Origin of the sequence: Bradyrhizobium sp. SHOUNA76, assembly GCF_023006445.1 — a bacterium.
In the GTDB taxonomy this organism is placed as follows: Bacteria; Pseudomonadota; Alphaproteobacteria; order Rhizobiales; family Xanthobacteraceae; genus Bradyrhizobium.
The window spans coordinates 1-21,345 of record NZ_JALBHA010000032.1; the positions used below are offsets into that span (position 1 = coordinate 1).

The window sequence follows — 21,345 nt, forward strand, 5'->3', positions numbered from 1 at the left end:
CGGCGCTATGTCGGCGATCGCGACCGCCCGGATCGCGAGGGCACCTCAGGCCTGTCGCCGCACTTAAGGTTCGGCGAATTGAGCCCGCGCCAGGCCTGGCACGCGGCGCGGTTCGCCGCGGATGAAGATCCGGCACTCGGACCGGGCATCGACAAGTTCCTGAGCGAGCTCGGCTGGCGCGAGTTCTGCCGCCACCTCCTCCACGATCATCCCGGCCTCGCCACCGAAAACCTGCAGACGAACTTCGACGGCTTCCCCTGGAAACCGGACAAGAAGGCGCTCGCCGCCTGGCAGCGCGGGAGCACCGGCTATCCCATCGTCGATGCCGGCCTGCGCGAGCTCTGGCACACCGGGGTGATGCACAACCGGGTTCGGATGGTGGTCGCCTCGTTCCTGGTCAAGCACCTCTTGATCGACTGGCGCGAGGGCGAAGGCTGGTTCTGGGATACGCTGGTCGATGCGGACGCAGGCAGCAATCCCGCCAATTGGCAGTGGGTCGCCGGCTGCGGCGCCGACGCCGCGCCCTATTTCCGCGTGTTCAACCCGCAGCTTCAGGGCGAGAAGTTCGATCCCGATGGAACCTACGTTCGGCGTTGGCTGCCGGAGCTGAAAGACCTGCCGTCTAAGCTGATCCACCAGCCGTGGCGGGCGACGCCGATCGAGCTTGCGAGCGCGGGCATCACGCCCGGCAAGACCTATCCGCAGCCGATCGTCGATCATGCCAGGGGGCGCCAGCGCGCGCTCGCCGCTTACGCAAAGATCCGCAAAGGTTGAGCGCTGCTTTGACACAATTTCGAAACCGGCTATCGTCATCGCTCTATTCAAACAATGGGGGACGATATGGACGACGAGAAGCCGATCACCGAGCAGGCGATGGACACGATCACCAATGCGGTGGAAGCGACCAAGGACGCCGCAGTCACCGCCGTCAAGCAGGTGAAGACAGCCGCCAAGAAGGTCGCGAAGAAAGTAGCCCCGAAGAAAGCTGCCAAGAAGAAAGCCAAGAAGGCTGCGAAGAAGGCTGCGAAGAAGACCACGAAGAAAGCGGCGAAGAAATCTTCAAAGAAAGCCGCGAAAAAGGCCACCAAGAAGTCTGCGAAGAAGGCCGCCAAGAAAGCCACCAAGTCGAAGAAGAAGGCCAAGAAGGCCAAGCGCTGAGCCCAACGCTTGGAGACGTCTCCGGGTGCGGACGCACCCGGAGACGCCGACACCCTACCCTCGCCGCTTGGCTGCGCGCCGGCCCGGGTGATGCTCTCCCTTCGGATCGCGGAATTCGCTGCGATGGCCGCGGCGGTCCTCGGCGTTGAAGCGCCGCCGCTTTTCCGGCGAGCCGAACTGCTTGATCAGCCGCCTGCCGTTGACCTTCTTGATGACGTAGCCACCCTCGGTCATCGAGAACGGCTCCTTCAACGATCCCATATGGTCGAATTTGGTGCCGCGGGGATGCCCGAACGGCTCGAACCAGGATGGATAGACGAAGTTCGACATCGGAAAACCGTTGACGAGAAACGACTCCTCCTCCACGGCGTCGCAGACCTCATAGGCATATTGGGTGTGGCGGGTCTTGTCGGCCCACAGATTGGCCATGGGATCGAGCACCATCTCGAACAGCTCGTGCGACGCCGCCACGCTGACGGGCTCGTCACCCAGCGCCTTGACGAAGATCTTCGAGATCGGCTGTCCCCGATGGGTCAACTCGTGCCGTCCGAGGAAGTTCTTGTGGGAGGCATCGTCGAAATAGACGAGCTGCCAGTCCGTCGACTTGGGCTTGTGGGTGACGTCGAGATCGACGGGGTAGCCCCATATTGGCAGGAAGTGCTCGTCGTAGCATTTCTGAAGCGCGGCCGTGAGCCTCGCCATCATCCGGTCGCTTATCATCTCCTCCGCGTAGTTGATGCAGGCAATCCGGACCGGCCTTAAGGACCTGCCGAGCAGTGCGCGCCGCGCCTTCTTCATGAAATCACCGTGTGAAAGGGAAGCTGAAATCAGCCCAGCCTAACACGAGCGCGTCCCGCACGTCCGGGATGTATTCCGGCGACCATACCCTGTCTGACTAGAAGCGCCGGTTGACGACGAACACCGCGGCCGCGCACATCGCCATGCCGGCAATCGCCAGCCCATCGAGCTTCTCGCCGAACAGCAGATAGGCCATCAGCGCGGTCACGGCAGGCACCAGATAGAACAGGCTCGCGACCGAGGTCGCCGCGGCGTGGCGGATCAGCCAGTACAATAGCCCGATCGATCCGATCGAGAGTGCCACGGCGAGCCAGGCGAGCGCGAGCACGAATTCCCGCGTCCAGTGCACCACGCGGTCTTCGAACAGGAAGGCCCCGATCGCAAAGAAAATGGTGACAGCGACATATTGCACGAGATTGCCGGCGCGCCAGTCGATCTGGTTGCAGTAGCGGCGCTGATAGAGCGTGCCGAGCGTGATGCTGATCAGCGAAATCACCGAGGCGAGCCAGCCGAGCCCGGCTTCGCCGGTCATGGGACGGTTGTGCAGGATCATCACCACGCCGCCGAGGCCGAGCACCAGCCCTGCCCATTGCAGCGGCGTCACCCGCTCGCCGAGCCAGCGGTTGGCAATGGTCGAGGTCAGGATCGGCTGAAGGCCCGGAATGAGCGCGGAGAGTCCGGCCGGGATCGAATGCGCGATCGCGATCGCGGTGCCGCCGAGATAGAAGCCGTGGACGAGAATGCCGGCGACCGCGCTATGCGCAATGCCGATACGATCCGGCCATTCCGGCCGCGCGATCGCCGCGATCATCGCCATCAGGCCGACCACGATCGCCATGCGGATGGCGAGATAGGTCAAGGGATCGGCATTGTTGACGACGTATTTGGTGCCGATGAATCCGGTGCTCCAGAGCAGGACGAACAGGATCGGCGCGGCGCGGGCGGTCAGGGCTTCTTGATTGTGGTCCATTGCCGCCTTCATTGCCCCAGCGGGGGGCTATGCGGCAATGCGAATTTCGTCCGGACGATGCTGCGCTGCGAGGCAGGACAACGGCTCAGCTCAGCCGCTCACCACTCTTCCGGACAGGGGTCGATGATCTTCCAGAGCTCGATGCCGTTCTTGATTTTCTTCATGTCGGTGGTGAGCCCGCCATTGCGCCGAATCCAGTCCTTCACCGTATTGGGATAGTAGGACATCAGGTCGGACGTCCCCTCGGAGCTGGTGACCTTGATGCCGAAGGTGAAGGCCTTGTCGTAATAGGCCTGGTGGAAGCCAAGGCTTGCGCGCGGCGTCACGCAGATCTTGTTCATCGGCACCATGCCGAGCACCAGCGTGCAGGCTGAGTTGCAGATGCCGTCGATGATGACCCGCTCGCCCTTCTCGCGGACGCGCTTGTACTTGGCCTTGTATTCCTCGACATAGCCGCCGTGGTCGCGGGTAATATGCAGCTCGGCCCGCGCCGGCGCGGCGGCGGCGATGGAGAGCAACAGCAGGCTCAGAAGCGTGATGCGCATGGCGGCGTGACGGCAAAGCCTTCAGGAATGGACCGGCCTCGAAGGACCCGTGAATGAGCCCTGGGGCCGGCGGGAGGATTCTTAACCGAATAGTCTTTGGTCATACTTGTGTGGGGAATTCGTTAAGCATCCCGAAAAGGCCAAAAATGGGCAGGCCTGGACGGCATTTCCGACAATTCTGTCACACCCACCCGGGAATCTGCGGGATTGTCCCGGATTTCCGGGCGCTGGACGGGTGCCCTGGAGGATCGAAGTGGCTATAGATGGCCGACCTATTCGCGCGGGTCCCCGGAGAATCAAGATGAGCAAGTTGAAGCTTGTAGCCGCGGTTGCTGCCCTGTCGGCCGCAATCCTAGCCCCTGGCCTCGCGGAGGCGCGGGGACACCACCGGTACCACCGCTACGTCAACCCGCTGCCCTACCCGATCAGCTATGTGCACAATTACGGTCCCGGCATCACCCCCGGCACCTTCGCCTATTACGATGGCCCGTCGACCAACCATTGCTACCAGGGCGCGGCCGCCTATGTCGGCCAGGACCGCCGCCGGCACCCCTGCTACTGAGGGACGCTGGTGCGGTCTCTGCGGGCGCCCCTATTGGGCGGCGCCCGACAGCAGCAATTGCTTCTCGATCTCGTAGACCGGCAGCTTGACGAGATCCTTGCCGATCTCGCCCCGAAGCGCCTTGCGCATGACCTCCGAGTAATCGGCACGGATCATGCCGAGGGCACGTGGTGAGGCCACCATGGTCAGGGCCGTGGTCTCGCCGGCGTTCACGGCGGCATCGAGCCGACCCGCCAGGCTCCGCAGGAAGGCGCGCTCGGCCTCATCATGCCAGTCGGTCTGCTCGGCCGAGCTGCGCGCCCCGCCCGTAGCGGCATGCAGGCGGCCCGGCGCGTCGGTCCCTTGCGCGCTGGTCGAGGGATTGGGCTGCTCGTGCACCTCCCTGGTGTGAAGGTTCGGAAACATCTCGTCGCCAAGGTTCTCCAGAATGAGCGCCTTGCGCCCATCGCACACGACCAGCCAGTCACCCTTGTCGATTCTCATCTTGTCCATTGCCACTCTCCTTGAAACTTGTCGACGCCGCCTCCGGCATCAGAGATGTTCTTCGAATTCCTCGAAGGACTTGCCGAATTGCGCCATCGCCTCCTCCAGATAGTCAGCGAGCATTGGCGTGCCGATCAGGTAGGAAGCGGTGCGCTGGTTGTGCGCCTGCGCGGCCTGGGTATGCAGTTCGCGCCAATTGGAGAGATCACCGTCGCCGCGACCAAGCCAGGTCAGCGCCACGAGGTCGATCTGCTCGTCGACATTGAGATCGCGGATGAAGCCCGCGAGCTCCGCACGGTCGGTGGTCCCGCCGCGCCCGCTGCGGCCATAGCTCAAGTCATCGTCGCCGAAGTCCACGATGACGCCCCCTCCGGCTGCCTCGCTGTCGGACCGGCGCGATTTCGAGATGACGAAGAAGACTTTCGCCGGCGAGATCGACAGATTTGGAATGACCGGCATCAGTTCACCTTGCCCGGCAGCAAGCACCACGCCGCTGCCACGCCAGCAACACTAAAGGCCGCGGCAGACTTGCGAATTGCGCAGGATCAAGGTCTCCGGCACGGCATCGGCCATGCGGCCAAGGCCGGCCAGCCGACGGATTTGCTGAATTTGTTCATCAGCATTACATTTCGCTTCCGCCACAATTTGATCAGAACAACCTCGATATTCTGGATCGCGTAAGCGGAGGAAGACATCATGACTCTCAAGATCGGCCTCGTCGCCGCAGCCCTGTTCGGTGCCACGTTGGGTGCCTTGGCGACATCGCCGGCGGCGTCCGCCATGCCCATCGCGCCCGCCCCTGCGACACCGCAGGTCTCCGGCGTCGAGCAGGTTCGCATGGTCTGCGACGCCTGGGGACGCTGCTGGTGGCGTCCGAACTATTATGGGTATTACGGTCCGCGGCCGTATTACGGCCCGCGGTATTATGGACCACGCGTTTACGGGCCGCGCTATTACGGCTATGGCCCACGCTATCGCCGCTGGTGACATCTGAAGGGGCCTCAGGGCCCCTTCGCTTTTGCGAGATCATTCCTTGCGCGGTTGTCGCCGGCCTGGAGCGATTCCAAAACTGATCTAGATCAAAGATGAAATCGGCCCGCACCGTCATTCTGCGGTGATGGCCGAGTTGATCGTTTTTCGATGCCCTCAGACGGGCATGAACGTGCAGACGCATCTTGAGAAGCAGCCGAGACAGGAGGGACGAAGCTTTGCGTCCTTCGCCTGCCCCGCGTGCATGCGGCTACATTTCCTCGACGCCGCCTCCGGCCAACCGATGAGTCGGGAACGTTGACGGTGACATCGATCTTGCGGGCGTCATGGCATGACGTCCGCAATACTACGGCCTGGAATTCGATTTACTGAAACGCGATGCTTCGCCATTGATGGCGATGTACCGACCTTCATTTGATTGTCACATTTCAGCAGCCGGCCAGACCCACCCATGTTGTTCGACGCCCTCGCTCCATCCTCCGCGCTCCAACTGATCGGCTTTGCCGACGTCGATGCGTTTCGACCGATCGAGACGATGGAGGACGCCAGAAGCATTCCGCTCGACATCCCAAACTTCGCAGCGGCCCGCGCCGTGGTCTCCCTGCCGGCATGCCGCATCGTCGTGATGAGGTCGTTTGCGCGCATCCTCGACACCGCCTATCGGATGCCGGGCGGAATGGTAATCCTGTCGATGACCGACGACCTCCAGGTCAACTTCAAGGGCCTGGATCTCGATGCGCGCTTCTTCGTTACGCTCCGCGGCAACGATGAATGCCATTTCGTCGAGCCTCAGACCAATCATCATGCCATGATCATCTTCTCCCCCGAGCTGAGAGACCGGGGCTGGTTCGATCACGCCGACGACTTGCGGGCCCGCGTCGCGAACCGGCCCGCCCTGCTCCACACGCGGCGACCCCTGCTCGACATCCTGCGAACCGCGTCCGTGCAGCCGTTCCTGTTCGAAACCAGCGAGGTGGCCGCCCATCTCCAGGAAGGTCTGCTGCTCGCGCTCGACGATTTGTTTCGGATCGATTCGATGTCGGATCTGAGCGCCTCGGTCCACAGCGAGCGCGCGATCAAGCTCGTGCAGCGGATCGACGACTACGTCGCAGCCCGCCCGACCGCGCCGATCTATACCGCCGATCTCGCCGGCGAGTTCGGCGTCTCGATCCGGACGCTCGGCAGCGCAGTCAGCAAGGTGCGTGGCATGAGCCTGCACCAGTACATTCGCCTCAAGAGGCTGTGGGCGACCCGCGGCCGCCTCCTTAGGGGTGGCGGCGCCACCGTCGCGACGTGCGCCCGTGCCCAGGGCTTCCATCATCTCGGTGAATTTGCCGCAGCCTACCGTGCGACGTTCCACGAGACGCCTTCGGACACGCTGGCCCGGGGGCGGCAAGGCCGTATCCGCACAAGCTGACGGACGCAGAAGCTGTGCGACGCTGCCTCGCCCACCACACGTTGGACCCGCAACATGGCAAACTTCTATCGTGGCGAAATGGCCGCACGAGATGGAAGTCTGTTAGCCACAAAAAACCCGGCTGCCCCCCGGACGTCCTGTCACCCAGGGCGGACCATTAAGCTTTCCGACGTGGAGCGGTGTTGCCCTTCTCGGACGCGGCGCCGCGACGATTGCTCTTCTTCAGGGCCTCTATGAGGTCGATGACATTGTCGCCACGACGGAGCGCCAGCTTGGGCTGCTCTTCAGAAGCCTTGCGGCGCAGCTTGGGTGCCGCTCGCAACGTGCGCGGATCAAACCCAGCCGACATCTTCGTTACGATTTGCTTGGCGAGGCCGAGCATCTCCTCGGTAATATGCACATTCGGGATCATGCCGAATAGTTCGCCTGGATCACGCACCTGATCAACATTCCGCAAAAGCGTCGCGACCATACCAACTCCTCGGGGCTCAAGAGCGAATGCGTGCGGCCCCAGGGTGGCGATGGCAACCAATTCGTTGGCAACCATGGCTTCACGAATAACCGCGTATGCGTCATGGCCCACTCGTCCCCCAGGCACGAGGTAGTACGACCCTGCACAATAGACCGGGTCGATATCACCTAGCGGTGCGAAGCTCTCGATTTCTATGGTGACCTCATTGTCCAGCTCGAGATCAGGCGCGTCTTCCGTTGCCGGCCGAAGCTCGACGGGACAAGTCACCAGCGCGAGCCGCAGGAACCCATCGAAGGTGAATTCAGGGCGCTCGACCTCCTGCGTTGGCGTTGGCGGGTTTAGCTTTTCCTCCAGCGCGCTCGTAACCAACGAATTGAGCGTCACGTCCTCACGTGCGGCTGCGAATGCTGCCCGCCGGTGCAGATCTGGAGGCACCCTGACATTAAACAGCCCCTTGAATGGTTTCGCCGGCTCTTTGCCGACCTCGGCGCAAGTCGCGAGATAGTCCTCCACCAGCTCGGCAAAAGCGGCCTCAACATCGGCCGCGCTCTCGACTTCTGTCGTGATCATGTCGTCGATATGCAGCACGCGGATGAGGAGTTTGTTGTCCTCAAAATCGACCGACCCTTGATAGTCGCGATAACGCACGGTGCTCATAGCAGACTCAAATTTTCCAGCTGTTCCTGCAGGCGGCGAACCATCGCCGGTCTCATCTCGCCATCGTGCGGCTCGTCGAGCCAGATCATCGCCTTCGTCATGCGATGCATGAACTTCCGCCTGCTCCCGCCGGTCTTTCAGGACCATGGGCTGGTCGAAGCCCATGGGAGGTGATCAGCCGCTCAAAATCCCGGTAGCGAAACGTCCCTCGGCAGCCCCCGAATGAATGCATCAGGTTGTCTGCCTGCGACATTCCCGGCCCGCTGTAACTATAAATTAGTTACATCATCAGGCCATCGTTTTCAACCCCTGACGACCGAGGGCGGCTACAACCTCACCAAGCGCTCCCCGTGGATTGTCGAAACCTCCCGAAGGTCGGGCAGATCCACTTCGCCATCCACAGCGAGGCGATAGCCTCTCCGAGTTAGATTTGGCGCTCTGGAGGCGTCAGGATCAATCAGGGCCGCTCTGGAAAGAGGCAACTGGCGCGCTCGGAGAGATCATAACTGATGTCATAACTTGTTGAAACTCTTATGTCTTTGATTGTATAAATGGCACGAGTGGGAACTTGAGGGGGATGTCCCGTTTCGCCACGCGGCTGATAGCGGGGACGCCACCTTACTTCCGCCGACATCCCCCGCGCTCGGCGTATCCCTTCGCCCTCGCAATGTCGGCCTCGGTGAGCCGGGCTCTGATTCGATGCCATGCCTCCCGAAACTGCGCCTTGGCGTCGTCGAGGCTAGCGCCGCCTCCGGCTTCGTCCGCCTTGCACGGCCTTCCGTAGAGCCAGCAATTCCACGCCCACAGCTCGGCACGGGATGAAGCCTCGGCCCGCCTGATGCGGCCGATGGACAGGCCGTGCCAGATCACTTCATAGTCGTGTTCGCAGCGCTCGCCGCCGATCACGGTCACGCGCAGGGTCAGGATTTCGTCGTCGGTCATGCTGGGGATAAAGGGATTGCGTGAGTTGGGATCAAGCCTTCGACGAGCCGATAACTCTGCCCGGACGGCAGCCCTTGCGAACGCTCCGAGACGCCGGCCTGTACGTTACGGTGCTGCCCAAGGCTGAGCACGACGCGCCGGAATGGCAGGCCGCCATGGAAGCGCTGCTACTGGTCGCCGAGCATGACGGCCCGACGATGTTCGCGCGCATTGGGATGATGCGGGCGCTGCACCGGCATCGGCCAAAGGACGCGCCAGCGCAGGGACGGAAGGCCGAAGGCTTACCGGATCGTGCGGTGATCCTTGCCCACCGACCAAGCACACGAAAAAGTCGCCAAAACTGAATCCAAATTAACGGTTCTTTAGCTTCTTTTTAGCTTTGCGCTGCTATCCTAAAGGTCTTGCGTAGCGGGATTTTGCATGACGTTCGATTTGCCGGGCCTTATGACTGCTCAAAAGACGCTTTCTGGGAAGCCAAAGTGGGAGCAGTCCGATTCCGTTTGGTTTTGTTTGACCGGCTCGTTGGAGATCGACGGTGTAACGATCCCTGGCCTGGAATTAAGGGGGGGTGCGTGCCAATCGCTCCCTGATCGCGCGGTCAGGATGCAAATTCAATATCAGCCTCCGCGCGCGCCCTGCACGCACTTAGCAAGAGCCGAGTGGCGGCCCATGAGCGTTCACACCAATAGAGCTGTCGGGCCTCCCGAACTACAAATGATGCGCATAGTCGAAACCCACATACATGAATTTGAGCACAACTGGTTGGCCGATGAAGGTCGAATGAGAGCCGGAAACCTGCCTGTCGCGCGGCCTGTAAGGCCGGATTTACAATCATTTGAGGACTTCCTTGTATTCGTAGGCAAAGAGTTTAGAATCTCTGAAATCCAAAAGGTGGAAAGACCGAGCTGGCAAGAGCCGGGGCTTTTCGGGATTGCCTGACCATGACGATCAAAATCGACCAGAAGTTTGCTTCCGCTGTTGATGCGGTAGCCCGCGAGCTTGTGACTACCGAGCACTTTGGATCGGCTTCCCTTATCAAAACCCCCCTGATGTATCCGAGCGGCGCGGCGGCCGTTGTTCAGGTGACGCAGCACCATGACCGTTTTTTCGTCACCGACATGGGGCTCGGCCAGATGGAAGCCGACATGATCGGAGCGTCCCTACTCTACGCCAACAGTGCGAAGCCGATGGCTGAACACTTTGGAATCCGATTCGATAATCAAGCGTTCTTTGTCGCCGAAGCCAACAGGGATCAATTGGCCGGTGCGGTGACAATCGTTGCGAATTGCTCATCTGAGGCAGCCGCACTTGCGGCCTTCAAAGCGGCCGAGCGGCGTTTTGAAGAAGATAGCGATGTACTTTACCGGCGACTTGCGACTGTGTTTCCGAAAGCGGAAATCACTCGCAATGTCGACTTCGTCGGATCGTCTACGCACAAGTGGCCAGTAGCCACGATGGTGACTCATAATCACAAAGTTTCGTTGTTCGAACCGGTGAGCAAGCACCATACGTCGGTTGTAAACGCGGCAGTAAAGTTCAATGACATCGCGCGGCTGGATAATCCGCCGCAGCGGATTGCGGTCGTCAAGAAAAAGACTGAGCTTGGCAATTATCTCAATGTTCTTTCTCAGTCGGCAAACGTGATCGAATACGAAGTCCCGGATGCAACTCTTATCCGGCTGGCTGAGGCTGCTTAGATTTGCGTGCGCGTGAGCTGTATGCGTCCGCCTGATTTCGACGGCACGGGCGGACCTCACATGTGGACGATGAACCAAAGATAGCTCGCTACTCGCACGCGCGGGGTTAACGCCCCCCGCCGCCCAGAGGTGCCTCGCCAGCGACGAACATTCGCAACACGTCCTCGCCACGTCGGCGCGCGCCCCGCCGCGCTGTAACCGCAGATTGTACAAAGGGATACCTTGAACCGAGCGTTCAAGTCGCGCATGTTACCGCGACCTGATCTCATAATGATCCCACATTTCGCAGCTGCTTCGGGGGGCGGTTGGCTCTCACTCTTAAACCCAGCGGGCCGCCAAAATCGGCCAACTTCAGTTTTCTTGCCAAGCGATACCCGGATTTGGACCGGATCGGCGCGGGCTGCGAGCGCTATTTCTCCGACGATCCAGTCGTGACGCTCATACTGCTTCGCCAGTTCGGCGAAGTGCTGGCCCAAATGTTGGCCGCACGATCTGGCCTGCTAACGGATGCACGGGAGCTGCAAGCAGACCTACTGCGGCGGCTCCGGGTAGAGGGGAACTACCCCTCCGCCGTCACAGACCTATTCCATCAGCTCCGCAAGTTAGGGAATGCAGCGACCCATGATCGGGACGGTGACCATGCCACTGCCCTCTCGTGCCTCAAGATGGCGCGTCAGCTGGCTATCTGGTTCTACCGCACGTTCGATAATCAGAACTTTAAGCCTGGCCCGTTTCAGCCGCCACTGGCCCCCGCCGACGCAAGCGCCGAACTCAAGAGCGAGCTAGAGAGGCTGAGAGCTGAGAAGGAAGCTGCGCTAACAGACGCCCAGCGGGCAAAACAGCAGGCTGAAGAAGCCGAGGCGGCTCGATTGCTCGCCGAAGAAGGGGCACGAGGCGCTACCGAAGAGCGAGACCTCTACGCAATTTTGGCCGCAGAAGCAGAAGCCGCAAAGACCGAGCTGGGCCAAATGCTGGCTCAATTGCAGATGATCGTGGCCAAATCGGAGAAACCTCCCGTTCAGGCGAGCGCGGACCGATCGGACTGGCTCGAAGCGCGCTTTGAGGCGCGCTTGGAACAGCTTCCAAGCCATCTGGCGGAAAGTGACGGTATCTTCGGAACTCGCAACGAACTTGCCGAACAGCTGATCGAATGGCAGGCAGCAGCGGCCTCTAGCGCCCCAACCGAGAAACAGGCAGTTCTCATATCCGCCTCTGCCGCAGCAGAAGCCATCGACCTTGACGAGGCCGACACACGTCAGCTGATCGACGAGCAACTGCGGGAACGCGGCTGGGACGCCGACACCGTAAACTTGCGATATGCGAAGGGTGCTCGACCGGTCAAAGGCAAATCGATGGCCATTGCCGAATGGCCAACCTCCAATGGTCCCGCCGACTACGCACTCTTTGTCGGCTTGACGTGCATCGCCCTGGTGGAAGCCAAGCGTAAGCGCAAGAACGTCCAGGCTGCAATTGACCAAACCGGTCGTTACGCCCAAGCGTTTAACCCCATTGACGGTATAGAACTTCCCGAGGGCGGCCCATGGCGATTTAGCTCTGGCAGCACCAAGGAGCCGCCGTTTCGTCTACCATTCCTGTTTGCGACCAATGGCCGTCCGTATCTCAAGCAGGTCGAAACGCAGAGCGGCATCTGGTTTCGCGATGCGCGCAATCCGACCAACCATCGACGGGCACTCACCGATTGGCCGACGCCAGAAGGATTGACTGGGCAGCTCAATATCGACCGGGAGGCTGCTCAAGAACGCCTTGCATCGTTACCGATTGAGTTTGGTTTTCCGCTTCGCGACTATCAGAAGCGGGCCATCCGAGCCGTCGAAAGTACCCTCGCAGATGATGCCAACCGCACCATGCTGCTGGCTATGGCAACTGGAACGGGCAAGACGAAGCTAGCGATAGCCCTTCTGTATCGCTTGCTGGAGACGAAGCGCTTTCGGCGAATTTGTTTCGTCGTTGATCGTCATGCGCTCGGTGAACAGGCAGCTAATGAGTTCAAGACAACACGGATCGTGAGCGCTCGAACATTTGCCGACATCTTTGGCTTGAAGGAACTCGGGGATGTCCTGCCTGAAACCGCCACGAAGGTACACATCTGCACCATCCAAAGTTTGGTGAAGCGTGTTCTATTTGCGAATGAGAATGAGGATGTGCCGCCGGTTGATCAATATGACTTACTCGTTGTCGATGAATGTCATCGCGGCTATCTGCTCGACCGCGAGATGTCTGATGCCGAAATGTCGTTCCGCAACGAGGCAGATTACGTATCGAAATATCGACGCGTTTTGGAACACTTCGACGCGGTCAAGATTGGGTTGACGGCGACGCCAGCGTTACACACAGCCCAGATATTCGGTGATCCCATTTTCACGTATCCGTACCGTGAGGCTGTAATCGACGGATTTCTGATCGATCACGAGCCCCCTTTACGCATCGAAACTGAGTTATCGCGCGATGGCATTCATTTCGCGCGGGGCGATCAACTGCCTTTGCTCAATCCAATAACAGGTGAAATCGATCTTACCCATGCCCCTGATGACCTTGATTTCGAGATAGATGACTTTAACCGTCGTGTGATCACGCGTTCATTTAATCAGATCGTATGCGAAGAACTGGCGAAGCACATTGACCCGTCGCTGCCGGGCAAGACACTAATTTTTGCCTCGACCGACGGGCACGCGGACATTGTTGTCGCCGAACTCAAGAAAGCGTTCCGAGACCGCTATGGGGAGATCGACGATGCAGCCGTCGCGAAGATAACAGGCAGTGTTGACGCTCCTGGAAAAATGATCCGGCGCTATCGGAACGATGCCATGCCGACGGTGGCTGTCACCGTTGACCTGTTGACGACAGGCATTGATGTTCCGAAGATTGTAAACTTGGTTTTCATCCGCCGCGTAAATAGCCGCATTTTGTACGAGCAGATGCTTGGCCGCGCGACCCGTCTCTGTCCAGAAATCGGAAAAGAAACGTTTCGCATCTTCGATGCCGTCGGCATCTATGACGCATTGCAGCCACTGACCGCAATGAAGCCGGTCGTCGTCAATCCGAAGATTACGCTGACGCAACTGCTTGAACAATTTGCGCGCGTTACCGATGCTGCTCATCGCGCCCAATTGCGCGATGAGATACTTGTCAAGTTAAGCCGAAGGATCGGTAAGTTAACCGCCGACGCGCAAGAGGCCTTTCAAAAATTGGCGGGCGAGCCGGTCCAGGAAACCGCCAACCGTCTCAGGCATGAGCCTCTAGACGCAATGGCTAACTGGGTCAAAGACAAGCCCGGAATTGGCCCTATCCTGGATTGGAAGCCTGAAAGCGGAAGACCCATTCCGCTGCCTATCTCGGAGCACCCGGACAAGTTTGTTTCCACAACAACCGGATATGGGGCTGCGATGGTAAGGCCCGAGGACTTCCTCAGTTCATTTGCTCAGTTTATCCGGGACAACATCAATAAAGTTGCGGCTTTGCAGGCAGTCGTGCAGCGCCCCCGAGAGTTGACGAGGGATACTCTGAAATCCGTCAGAATGGAGCTTGATCAGCAAGGCTTTTCAGAGGCCGCGCTACGGAATGCATGGAAACAAACGAAGAATGAAGATATTGCCGCGTCAATTGTCGGATTCATCCGACAGGCCGCAATTGGCGACCCGCTGGTCCCTTGGGCAGATCGCGTTAAGGCGGCAATGGATCGGATAGTGAAGCGCGGCAGCTGGACCGAGCCACAACGCAAATGGCTTGAACGCATTGGCAAGGCTGTTGCGCAGGTGGGTGTTGCTGATCGTGCTGTGCTGGATGAAGAGCAATTTCGAGAGGAAACTGGTGGGTTCACCAGATTGAACCGTATCTTTGATGGAAAGCTGGACGCCCTACTTGGCGACATAAATAGCGAACTTTGGAGCAAATCCGCATGACCGACCAGCACGTGACACGCGACATCGTGCAAAAGCTTTGGGGCCTGTGTAATGTCCTGCGCGATGACGGCATCACGTACCAAGCCTACGTAACCGAGCTTACGTTTCTGCTATTCTTGAAGATGATGCAGGAAACGAAGCGAGAGGACGCCCTACCCAAGGGATATCGCTGGAGTGACTTGACCAAACGCGAAGGTGAAGATTTGCTGACGCATTACCGCGCCTTGCTGCTGAAGCTCGGCACCAGCGGTACAGGTATGGTAAGAGACATTTTTACCGACGCGCAGACCTCGTTGCGAAAGCCAACGAACCTGAAAACATTGGTGTCGGAAATTGACAAGCTGGATTGGTTCTCTGCGCGGCGCGAAGGACTGGGCGACCTCTATGAGGGTCTGCTGCAAAAGAACGCTGGCGAAAAGAAATCCGGAGCAGGACAGTATTTCACGCCCCGCCCCCTGATTGACTGTGCCGTGCGCCTTCTCAAGCCCCAACACGGCGAAATAATTCAGGACCCCGCAGCGGGAACGGGCGGCTTTCTCGTAGCAGCAGACCGCTACATTAAGGACGCGACAGATGACCTATTCAACCTCACACCAGTTCAGCAGGCGTTCCAGCGTACCCAGGCCTTTGTCGGACTAGAACTAGTCCTTGACGCCCATCGGCTTCTGTTGATGAACCTCATGCTCCACGGCATCGAGGGCGCAGGAGTGGCTGTTGGAGACACGCTTAGTCCCGAGGGTGAGCGACTACCGAAGGCCGATCTGATCCTAACCAATCCGCCATTCGGAACCAAGAAGGGCGGCGGTCGGCCAACACGTACGGATTTTTCTATCACGGCGGACACGTCAAACAAGCAATTGGCCTTTGTTGAGCATGTTGTTCGCAGCCTAAAGCCCGGAGGACGGGCGGCGGTGGTCGTGCCTGATAACGTTCTGTTTGAGGATAATACCGGGCAGCGGCTTCGTTCGTGGCTGATGGACCTGTGCAATCTACACACGATCCTGAGGCTGCCAACGGGCATCTTCTATGCGCAGGGCGTCAAGACTAACCTTCTATTTTTCCAGCGTGGGAAGACCGATAAGGCGAACACCAAGGCCGTATGGGTCTACGATTTGCGGGCAGACGCGCCAGCATTCGGCAAAACCCGTCCGTTGATGGTTCAAGACTTTGCGGACTTTGAGAAGGCTTATGGTAACGACCCCAACGGTGGGGCCAAGCGGACGGACCAGGGCGAGGAAGGCCGCTGGCGGTGTTTCTCGCGAGAGGTGATAAAGACGCGAAATGACAATCTCGACATTTCGTGGCTGCGCGATACGGAAACGGACACGGAAGAACACTTAACTGAGCCGGACGACATCGCCGCCGCCATCATCGGCCACCTTAAGGCAGCACTGGACGACGTCGAAACGCTGTCGGAGGAACTGGAGACTGACGAAGCTGTTGCCGTCGTGGAGGCGGCAGAATGAGTGAGCTTCCAAACGGTTGGTATGAAGCCACGATTGCTGATGTGACCGGCCCTTTTGCCGGTATCGATCCAACGAAAACGCCAACCAAACTGTTCAAATACGTTGACATCGGCTCGATAGATAACAAAACGCAGACCATTGCTGATCCCAAGGTAATTAAGGGTGCAGATGCCCCCTCTAGAGCCCGTAGAGTAATTCACAGCGGTGATACACTCTTCTCGACCGTGCGGACTTATCTGAAGAATATCGCTGTTGTGCCGAAGGACCTCGATGGTCAGTTGACCTCGACCGGAATTGCCGTGCTCAGGCCGAACGAAGCGGTCAACCCACGGTATCTCTTTAATTGGGCTTGCTCCGACAGTTTTGTTGAAGCAATTTCAATGACCCAAGACGGTACAATGTATCCTGCTGTTTCTGACCGCGACGTTGCTGAGGGGTTGATCCGGGTGCCCCCTCTGCCGGAGCAACAACGGATCGTGGAGAAGATCGACAGCTTGTGTGCGAAATCCCGGCGCGCCCTGGGACATCTCGATCACATTCCTCGACTGGTTGAGAAGTACAAGCAGGCAATCTTGGGCGCCGCGTTTAGTGGAGAGCTAACGCGTGAAAAACGAGCCTCCCCGGCTAAGTCTGCGAGGGATGGTGTTCGTAGTATGGCAATTGACGGGCGGCTTTCAACATTGCCCGATTTACCATCAAGTTGGCGGTGGATGGCAATTTCTGAGCTGATGGAGATAGGTGGTGGATTGACAAAAAATCCGGCGCGCAGCGCGATGGCGATGCGACGTCCTTATTTGCGCGTTGCAAATGTTTATGCCAACGAACTTCGTCTTGCTGAGATTTCTGAGACCGGCTGCACTGAAAAGGAGTTCGAAAAAACGAAGCTGGCTTCTGGCGATTTATTGATTGTCGAAGGCAACGGAAGTTTAGACCAGATAGGACGAGTCGCACTTTGGAACGGCGAAGTAAGCGATTGTTCTCACCAAAACCACATCATTCGCGCGCGACCGTCCGAATTAGTCGAACCACGCTACGCTCTCTTCTGGTTGCTGTCGCCAGCGGGACGAGAAGCCATCGAAACCGTCGCGTCATCCAGTTCAGGGCTTCACACTCTGAGCATAACGAAGGTCGAACGATTGCCTATTCCGCTCTGCGCCAAGCCGGAGCAGCGCGCTATCGTCCGTTCGATTGACAATGCCTTCACTTGGATTGACCGCCTCGCCTCCGAAACTACCAAGGCGCGTAAACTAGTCGATCATCTCGACCAAGCTATCCTCGCCAAAGCATTTCGTGGCGAACTTGTGCCGCAAGACCCGAACGATGAACCCGCCAGCGTGCTGCTGGAACGGATCAGGGCCGAGCGCGGAGCAACTGCACACCCTAAAAAGAGACGAGATAAGTCGTCCAGCCGACCGCCAGCGCGATCAAGGAGACCTAAATGAGACAGCAGGTGGTTATCGATGAAACAGCCAACACGTTGATACCGTGAAGTGAACAGCGCTGGTACTCACCATTCACGGTGATCAAGAAGGCGCGGTGGCTGGAGACATTTACATCAGCAAGGCTGCAATCGCGGGGCAAGCGACCGGAACGGATCAAGCTGACCATTGAATATTGAATGAATATAGAAAGCGACGGATCGCAGGGGATAAACCGTTGCCCTGCCCGGTCTAGACGGATTTTTTCGTCTCAACAATCTGACGCAAGTCCTTGAGACAGTGACCGCAGAACCCAAAATTCAGGGGCATCTCGTGCTGTGCAAAGCGGAGCGCATCAAATCCATCGCCAAATCCCCGCCGCTCGGCGCTTGGGCTTTGAGCGGTTGGGTCGGGGCCGATATGTGAGCAGCCGCTCGAATGGAGCGTTCCGATGCGGTTGGGCCGATTTGCGATAACAACATATTTGGTCATGTGACGCCTCTGATTTGTGAGGCCGTCCATTTGCGACGTCGATCTGGCGCTGTCTATGTTAGAAATGTTGTTCAGTGACAGAATGCCGCATGCAACTAAGGCGGCCACGTTCATCCTTGGAAGCATTCTGACTGCCTGCCTATTGAGCGTTTAACCCCGCTCCCTAATGATGTCGGCCATGATCTGATCGTCGGCCAGCAGTTTCGCCTCTAGAAGCAAATCGTCACTGACATTCGGAAACAGTTTGCGCGCAGCGGCGTCGATGTCTTCTTGCCAGTCCTTGCTGATCCCCTCCATTGCCGTGGAGAACTCGTCAATAAACTCGGCTACGTCGATGAGATCGTATTTCGGCATGATTGCCTCGCAGAAGCGGACAGCAGTTTAGTTTTTACAGCCACGGCGGGACGTCGCCCGGCTTGATCGCCAAGGACGCTCCAGCGTCAACCGCATCGATGGCATCTCTCCAAAATTGAATGAATGGCGCCGCACGGTCGGTGAGGACATGGCCGAGAATGGCGTGTTCCTGTTCGTCCTGTTCGGTCTTGAACTCGGGCGGACGCACGTCACCGCCCAACTTACCGAGAAACGCTACGCACTGGCTGAATGCCTGATCGAGCGCGACCAGCTTGCGCCTCGTCAGCTTCCATTTACCGGGTGACCCAGCGCGCGTGCCGGTCGTGTACTCGTTCACGGCCTGCATGAACTCGTCATGGGCATCCATCAGCCTGAGCCAATGGCGCGTATATTCTACGCTGAAGGTGCGTTGCTCGACGGGAGTTGTAAGCGGCATCTTCATCTGTTTGAGAGCGCGGGCGTGCTCTAGCTTCGTCACCATCGGCGTCCTCCCGCGATGAGGATATTTTTGCAATGCGCGCCCCACAAAGATTGCGGGGCGCGCATTCGGTTGATGCTCGCTTTACGCTGGCCTTTAGACACTAGCCGTTATGGACGCTTGTCCGCATGCAGGCCGCGTCGTTGTTGGCTCTGGTCTCTCTTGGCGCTGGATGGTGCGAGAACCTGCTCGATCAACCTGAGTCAATAATAGCTTCAGCAACGCAATCGTCTAGTACTCGATGAGGCGAACAACGGGCTGACGACATGCTGCGGTCGCATTTGTTGATGCAACCGATTGATCTCGGCCACAAAAATTTTTTCTAGAGAGAGAGGACTGCGTTGTTATTCACTAACTGTCAGCTCAACTCGGTTAGTTGCTAACCAACGTTAGTTGCTAACCAACTGTTAGGCGGTTAGTCGTCAATCAAAGTTGGTGGTAGCGGACGCAGATGGTCATGACGCTGGTTCATATATTCTTTTTTAGAGAAACCGCTTGTCGTTATTGGCTGACTGTCAGCCCAATTCGGTTAGTTGCTAACAGCAAACTGAACTTTGTTAGCGCTAAACAACTATTAGACGTAGCGGACGCATCGAGATCGCAACGTTTGTTTTATCTCAGCAGTTTTACCATTTGAATTGAGCGGCGCGCTCAACGGCGCGCTGCCACTGCTTACGCCGCGCGCGCTCGATCGCCAACGCCTTGCCCGCCTCCACATCCGAAATGATCTTGTCGATCTCGGCGCCGTCCAGCGTGCGCCTGATCCGCAATACGATGGACAGCACCATCACGACATCACCATATGGCATCAGCTGATCGTGCGCGGCGGCATCACAGTGCGCGATGAAGGTCTCGATTGCTATCTCGCTTTTGCAGAACAGCAGGGCCAGCTCGCGCGTCTACCTGAGATCATCGATTGGCGGCTCAGGAACGCGGTCGCTCAACAGCATTGCTTCGGCAGCCCTGCCGGCCATCAGCTCGATGCACTGGCTATAGACATTTGCAAACACGTCACCAACGGAGCTGCGATCCTCGCCCACATCGGGCATCACAGGAGCAAGCGCTTGCCGTACATCCGGCGCATCGCCGCGACCTTCGGAGAACGCCTCCACATGGTGTCAGTGCAACGTCGCGGACGGCCGCTCCAGCATCGCCTCGACAAATTGCCGCAAGCCCTCCATAGCTTTGCTGCGCCACTCCTCCAGCTCACCGGCATATTTCGACAAGTTCGCACGAAACTCTTCCCCGTCAATGTCTTCACCGCGAGCAAGCAGACGCCGCGCATAGGCGGTGAGCGCAAGATCGCGATGGCGGCACAACTCGGTGTTGGCATCGTCTAAAATTTTCATTTTGCTCCACGCTTCACAGCCAGTTTCCAAATATTTCCGCCTTCACCCGGCCGAACGCCGGTGTTCTCCACGTCGGTATTCCAGACTGAACCCGCATGCGTGACGAAGGACCCAGGCGGATACGTCCTCGATGCATCCCAAATGCCCAGGTAGCGCAGCGTCGGGCGCGACTCGAGTGCCTTGATCCGGTCTTTCAGCGGCGTGATTGCTGCCAGCACGAAATCGCCGATCACTGGTGCCAGCGATTTGACGAGACCTTCGATCTCGGCTCGCCGCTGGGGCGACACCCTGGCTTCCACTGCGCGACGTTCTTCGGGAGTTGGACCGTTCATCGCAGGTCCTTCGTGTCTGCCGGCTTGCCATGCCGCGCTTCGTAGGCAAGCTGCAGGCGCGACTGTTCTCGAACCAGTATGCGCGCAGCCGAAATGCTATCGGGCTGGTCGCGATGCCAAAGCAGCTCGCGGATGCGCTTTTCCAGCCGAGCAATAGGAATGAGGTCGTCGATTTCGGGCGAAAGCCGAACCACCAGGCCCGCTGCTTTTTTTGCGGCGAACCGTCGCCCATATTCCAGCTCGCTCGCAGTCAACCGGACGACCATTTGTCCTGCCCTCAACATGGTTTGATCTCGACCTTCTCAATAGCAGATCGCGATCTCAACCCTCGTTACGCCGTAACCCTGCGAGTTTCCGCAGCGCCAGTTTCAGCGCTTTCGAGAGTTCTTTCCGATCAGCCTCGTTCCATTCCTGCAGCACGCCCTGGCTGCGAAGCCAATCTAGGTCGTCCCCGTCGAGATCGAGCGCAATCCGCACAGCGCCGATCGCCTGGCGCGCGCGGTGTTCCCGCATGCGTTGGGCGGCGGCCGTCCGTGCAAGGTGCGCCTTCGCCTTCGTTTTCACGGTGAACCTCCCGGACTAAATGCCCTTACAGCGGGCCAACCCCCCTTCCAGGAATTTGGTCCCATTGCATGCGGACGAGCCGGTGCGGTCCAGACCCCCCGGCGCCTTGGATTCCGACAACCCCCCTTGGGCGAAGCGGCGCGGCGACACCCAACAATCTTTTCTAACGACCCTCCCCCTCCGGTCCCTGCGGACAAACGGACACCCCTATAGGGGTGTGTCCGTGTCTGTCCGCCAAAAGGACAAATGGACAAGACCGGACATTGTCCTTGTTTGTCCGT

Annotated in this window: 25 protein-coding genes; 12 read left to right on the top strand and 13 right to left on the bottom strand. The window is 58.7% G+C overall.

Annotation, left to right across the window (positions count from 1 at the left end; translation table 11 throughout):
• Window positions 1–774, top strand: a 774-nt coding sequence (locus MOV74_RS07030; RefSeq protein WP_246919393.1) for a deoxyribodipyrimidine photo-lyase, incomplete at its 5' end; no start/stop codon positions are given.
• A 66-nt stretch (window positions 775–840) separates the two neighbouring features.
• Entirely contained in the window at window positions 841–1,158 is a 318-nt protein-coding gene (locus MOV74_RS07035) for a histone (RefSeq protein WP_246919396.1), read from the top strand.
• Window positions 1,159–1,212: 54 nt separating this feature from the next.
• Here MOV74_RS07035 and MOV74_RS07040 read toward each other — a convergent pair whose 3' ends face one another.
• From MOV74_RS07040 to MOV74_RS07050, 3 genes are all read right to left on the bottom strand, one after another.
• A complete protein-coding gene (locus MOV74_RS07040) occupies window positions 1,213–1,956 on the bottom strand; it encodes a hypothetical protein (RefSeq protein WP_246919399.1) in 744 nt (247 codons plus the stop codon).
• A 97-nt stretch (window positions 1,957–2,053) separates the two neighbouring features.
• Window positions 2,054–2,926, bottom strand: coding sequence for a DMT family transporter (locus MOV74_RS07045; protein ID WP_246919402.1), 873 nt, complete (start codon window positions 2,924–2,926; stop codon window positions 2,054–2,056).
• Window positions 2,927–3,024: 98 nt separating this feature from the next.
• A complete protein-coding gene (locus tag MOV74_RS07050; protein WP_246919405.1) occupies window positions 3,025–3,471 on the bottom strand; it encodes a hypothetical protein in 447 nt (148 codons plus the stop codon).
• A 301-nt stretch (window positions 3,472–3,772) separates the two neighbouring features.
• Here MOV74_RS07050 and MOV74_RS07055 point away from each other — a divergent pair, with 301 nt between their 5' ends.
• Complete coding sequence (locus MOV74_RS07055; RefSeq protein WP_246919408.1) at window positions 3,773–4,033, top strand: hypothetical protein; 261 nt, start codon at window positions 3,773–3,775, stop codon at window positions 4,031–4,033.
• A 30-nt stretch (window positions 4,034–4,063) separates the two neighbouring features.
• Here the strand turns inward: MOV74_RS07055 and MOV74_RS07060 are convergent, their stop codons facing one another.
• Entirely contained in the window at window positions 4,064–4,525 is a 462-nt protein-coding gene (locus MOV74_RS07060; protein WP_246919411.1) for a host attachment protein, read from the bottom strand.
• Window positions 4,526–4,564: 39 nt separating this feature from the next.
• Complete coding sequence (locus tag MOV74_RS07065) at window positions 4,565–4,975, bottom strand: DUF3775 domain-containing protein (protein WP_246919413.1); 411 nt, start codon at window positions 4,973–4,975, stop codon at window positions 4,565–4,567.
• Window positions 4,976–4,984: 9 nt separating this feature from the next.
• Here MOV74_RS07065 and MOV74_RS07070 point away from each other — a divergent pair, with 9 nt between their 5' ends.
• From MOV74_RS07070 to MOV74_RS07080, 3 genes are all read left to right on the top strand, one after another.
• A complete protein-coding gene (locus tag MOV74_RS07070; RefSeq protein WP_246919416.1) occupies window positions 4,985–5,197 on the top strand; it encodes a hypothetical protein in 213 nt (70 codons plus the stop codon).
• Window positions 5,198–5,212: 15 nt separating this feature from the next.
• Entirely contained in the window at window positions 5,213–5,503 is a 291-nt protein-coding gene (locus tag MOV74_RS07075) for a hypothetical protein (protein ID WP_246919419.1), read from the top strand.
• A 454-nt stretch (window positions 5,504–5,957) separates the two neighbouring features.
• Window positions 5,958–6,923 (top strand): AraC family transcriptional regulator, encoded by a 966-nt coding sequence (locus MOV74_RS07080; protein ID WP_246919422.1) that lies wholly within the window; start codon window positions 5,958–5,960, stop codon window positions 6,921–6,923.
• A gap of 157 nt (window positions 6,924–7,080) precedes the next feature.
• Here the strand turns inward: MOV74_RS07080 and MOV74_RS07085 are convergent, their stop codons facing one another.
• Window positions 7,081–8,217 carry a toxin-antitoxin system HicB family antitoxin gene (locus MOV74_RS07085; RefSeq protein ID WP_246919425.1) on the bottom strand — a complete coding sequence of 379 codons (1,137 nt, stop codon included), beginning with the start codon at window positions 8,215–8,217 and terminating at the stop codon, window positions 7,081–7,083.
• 453 nt (window positions 8,218–8,670) lie between these two features.
• Entirely contained in the window at window positions 8,671–8,994 is a 324-nt protein-coding gene (locus tag MOV74_RS07090; protein ID WP_246919428.1) for a hypothetical protein, read from the bottom strand.
• A 20-nt stretch (window positions 8,995–9,014) separates the two neighbouring features.
• Between MOV74_RS07090 and MOV74_RS07095 the strand changes: the two genes are divergently transcribed.
• From MOV74_RS07095 to MOV74_RS07115, 5 genes are all read left to right on the top strand, one after another.
• A complete protein-coding gene (locus MOV74_RS07095) occupies window positions 9,015–9,338 on the top strand; it encodes a hypothetical protein (RefSeq protein WP_309486786.1) in 324 nt (107 codons plus the stop codon).
• Window positions 9,339–9,935: 597 nt separating this feature from the next.
• On the top strand, window positions 9,936–10,691 hold the full coding sequence (locus MOV74_RS07100) for a hypothetical protein (protein WP_246919432.1): 756 nt from the start codon (window positions 9,936–9,938) through the stop codon (window positions 10,689–10,691).
• Window positions 10,692–10,996: 305 nt separating this feature from the next.
• Window positions 10,997–14,611, top strand: coding sequence for a type I restriction-modification system endonuclease (gene hsdR, locus MOV74_RS07105; RefSeq protein ID WP_246919436.1), 3,615 nt, complete (start codon window positions 10,997–10,999; stop codon window positions 14,609–14,611).
• A complete protein-coding gene (locus MOV74_RS07110) occupies window positions 14,608–16,077 on the top strand; it encodes an N-6 DNA methylase (RefSeq protein ID WP_246919439.1) in 1,470 nt (489 codons plus the stop codon). The genes hsdR and MOV74_RS07110 overlap by 4 nt, the downstream gene beginning before the upstream one ends.
• Window positions 16,074–17,519 (top strand): restriction endonuclease subunit S, encoded by a 1,446-nt coding sequence (locus MOV74_RS07115; RefSeq protein WP_246919443.1) that lies wholly within the window; start codon window positions 16,074–16,076, stop codon window positions 17,517–17,519. Before MOV74_RS07110 ends, MOV74_RS07115 begins: the two co-directional genes overlap by 4 nt.
• Window positions 17,520–17,747: 228 nt before the next feature.
• On the opposite strand, the gene MOV74_RS07120 is transcribed toward MOV74_RS07115, so the two are convergent.
• From MOV74_RS07120 to MOV74_RS07130, 3 genes are all read right to left on the bottom strand, one after another.
• Window positions 17,748–17,987, bottom strand: coding sequence for a hypothetical protein (locus MOV74_RS07120; RefSeq protein ID WP_246919446.1), 240 nt, complete (start codon window positions 17,985–17,987; stop codon window positions 17,748–17,750).
• A 150-nt stretch (window positions 17,988–18,137) separates the two neighbouring features.
• A complete protein-coding gene (locus MOV74_RS07125) occupies window positions 18,138–18,341 on the bottom strand; it encodes a hypothetical protein (protein ID WP_246919449.1) in 204 nt (67 codons plus the stop codon).
• 34 nt (window positions 18,342–18,375) lie between these two features.
• Window positions 18,376–18,822, bottom strand: a complete 447-nt coding sequence (locus tag MOV74_RS07130; RefSeq protein WP_246919452.1) for a hypothetical protein — start codon at window positions 18,820–18,822, stop codon at window positions 18,376–18,378.
• Window positions 18,823–19,457: 635 nt separating this feature from the next.
• On the opposite strand from MOV74_RS07130, the gene MOV74_RS07135 reads away from it, so the two are divergent.
• A complete protein-coding gene (locus MOV74_RS07135; protein ID WP_246919455.1) occupies window positions 19,458–20,159 on the top strand; it encodes a hypothetical protein in 702 nt (233 codons plus the stop codon).
• A 5-nt stretch (window positions 20,160–20,164) separates the two neighbouring features.
• On the opposite strand, the gene MOV74_RS07140 is transcribed toward MOV74_RS07135, so the two are convergent.
• The 3 genes from MOV74_RS07140 to MOV74_RS07150 are packed head-to-tail and all read right to left on the bottom strand — an operon-like array spanning window position 20,165 to window position 21,064.
• The gene (locus MOV74_RS07140) at window positions 20,165–20,500 is read right to left on the bottom strand and encodes a hypothetical protein (RefSeq protein WP_246919457.1); all 336 of its coding nucleotides are present in this window, start codon (window positions 20,498–20,500) and stop codon (window positions 20,165–20,167) included.
• Window positions 20,497–20,766 (bottom strand): hypothetical protein, encoded by a 270-nt coding sequence (locus tag MOV74_RS07145; RefSeq protein ID WP_246919460.1) that lies wholly within the window; start codon window positions 20,764–20,766, stop codon window positions 20,497–20,499. Before MOV74_RS07145 ends, MOV74_RS07140 begins: the two co-directional genes overlap by 4 nt.
• A gap of 55 nt (window positions 20,767–20,821) precedes the next feature.
• Window positions 20,822–21,064 carry a hypothetical protein gene (locus MOV74_RS07150; RefSeq protein WP_246919464.1) on the bottom strand — a complete coding sequence of 81 codons (243 nt, stop codon included), beginning with the start codon at window positions 21,062–21,064 and terminating at the stop codon, window positions 20,822–20,824.
• Window positions 21,065–21,345 lie beyond the last annotated feature (281 nt).

Bases quoted from the DNA above. Each gene is read 5' to 3' on its own strand.
- MOV74_RS07055 (WP_246919408.1), top strand. From the start codon at position 3,773: ATGAGCAAGTTGAAGCTTGTAGCCGCGGTTGCTGCCCTGTCGGCCGCA.
- MOV74_RS07140 (WP_246919457.1), bottom strand. From the start codon at position 20,500: ATGAACGGTCCAACTCCCGAAGAACGTCGCGCAGTGGAAGCCAGGGTG.
- MOV74_RS07040 (WP_246919399.1), bottom strand. From the start codon at position 1,956: ATGAAGAAGGCGCGGCGCGCACTGCTCGGCAGGTCCTTAAGGCCGGTC.
- MOV74_RS07110 (WP_246919439.1), top strand. From the start codon at position 14,608: ATGACCGACCAGCACGTGACACGCGACATCGTGCAAAAGCTTTGGGGC.
- MOV74_RS07130 (WP_246919452.1), bottom strand. From the start codon at position 18,822: ATGGTGACGAAGCTAGAGCACGCCCGCGCTCTCAAACAGATGAAGATG.
- MOV74_RS07045 (WP_246919402.1), bottom strand. From the start codon at position 2,926: ATGGACCACAATCAAGAAGCCCTGACCGCCCGCGCCGCGCCGATCCTG.
- MOV74_RS07075 (WP_246919419.1), top strand. From the start codon at position 5,213: ATGACTCTCAAGATCGGCCTCGTCGCCGCAGCCCTGTTCGGTGCCACG.
- MOV74_RS07080 (WP_246919422.1), top strand. From the start codon at position 5,958: ATGTTGTTCGACGCCCTCGCTCCATCCTCCGCGCTCCAACTGATCGGC.
- MOV74_RS07125 (WP_246919449.1), bottom strand. From the start codon at position 18,341: ATGCCGAAATACGATCTCATCGACGTAGCCGAGTTTATTGACGAGTTC.
- MOV74_RS07100 (WP_246919432.1), top strand. From the start codon at position 9,936: ATGACGATCAAAATCGACCAGAAGTTTGCTTCCGCTGTTGATGCGGTA.
- MOV74_RS07115 (WP_246919443.1), top strand. From the start codon at position 16,074: ATGAGTGAGCTTCCAAACGGTTGGTATGAAGCCACGATTGCTGATGTG.
- MOV74_RS07085 (WP_246919425.1), bottom strand. From the start codon at position 8,217: ATGGGCTTCGACCAGCCCATGGTCCTGAAAGACCGGCGGGAGCAGGCG.
- MOV74_RS07060 (WP_246919411.1), bottom strand. From the start codon at position 4,525: ATGGACAAGATGAGAATCGACAAGGGTGACTGGCTGGTCGTGTGCGAT.
- MOV74_RS07050 (WP_246919405.1), bottom strand. From the start codon at position 3,471: ATGCGCATCACGCTTCTGAGCCTGCTGTTGCTCTCCATCGCCGCCGCC.
- MOV74_RS07090 (WP_246919428.1), bottom strand. From the start codon at position 8,994: ATGACCGACGACGAAATCCTGACCCTGCGCGTGACCGTGATCGGCGGC.
- MOV74_RS07120 (WP_246919446.1), bottom strand. From the start codon at position 17,987: ATGACCAAATATGTTGTTATCGCAAATCGGCCCAACCGCATCGGAACG.
- MOV74_RS07065 (WP_246919413.1), bottom strand. From the start codon at position 4,975: ATGCCGGTCATTCCAAATCTGTCGATCTCGCCGGCGAAAGTCTTCTTC.
- MOV74_RS07145 (WP_246919460.1), bottom strand. From the start codon at position 20,766: ATGGTCGTCCGGTTGACTGCGAGCGAGCTGGAATATGGGCGACGGTTC.
- MOV74_RS07035 (WP_246919396.1), top strand. From the start codon at position 841: ATGGACGACGAGAAGCCGATCACCGAGCAGGCGATGGACACGATCACC.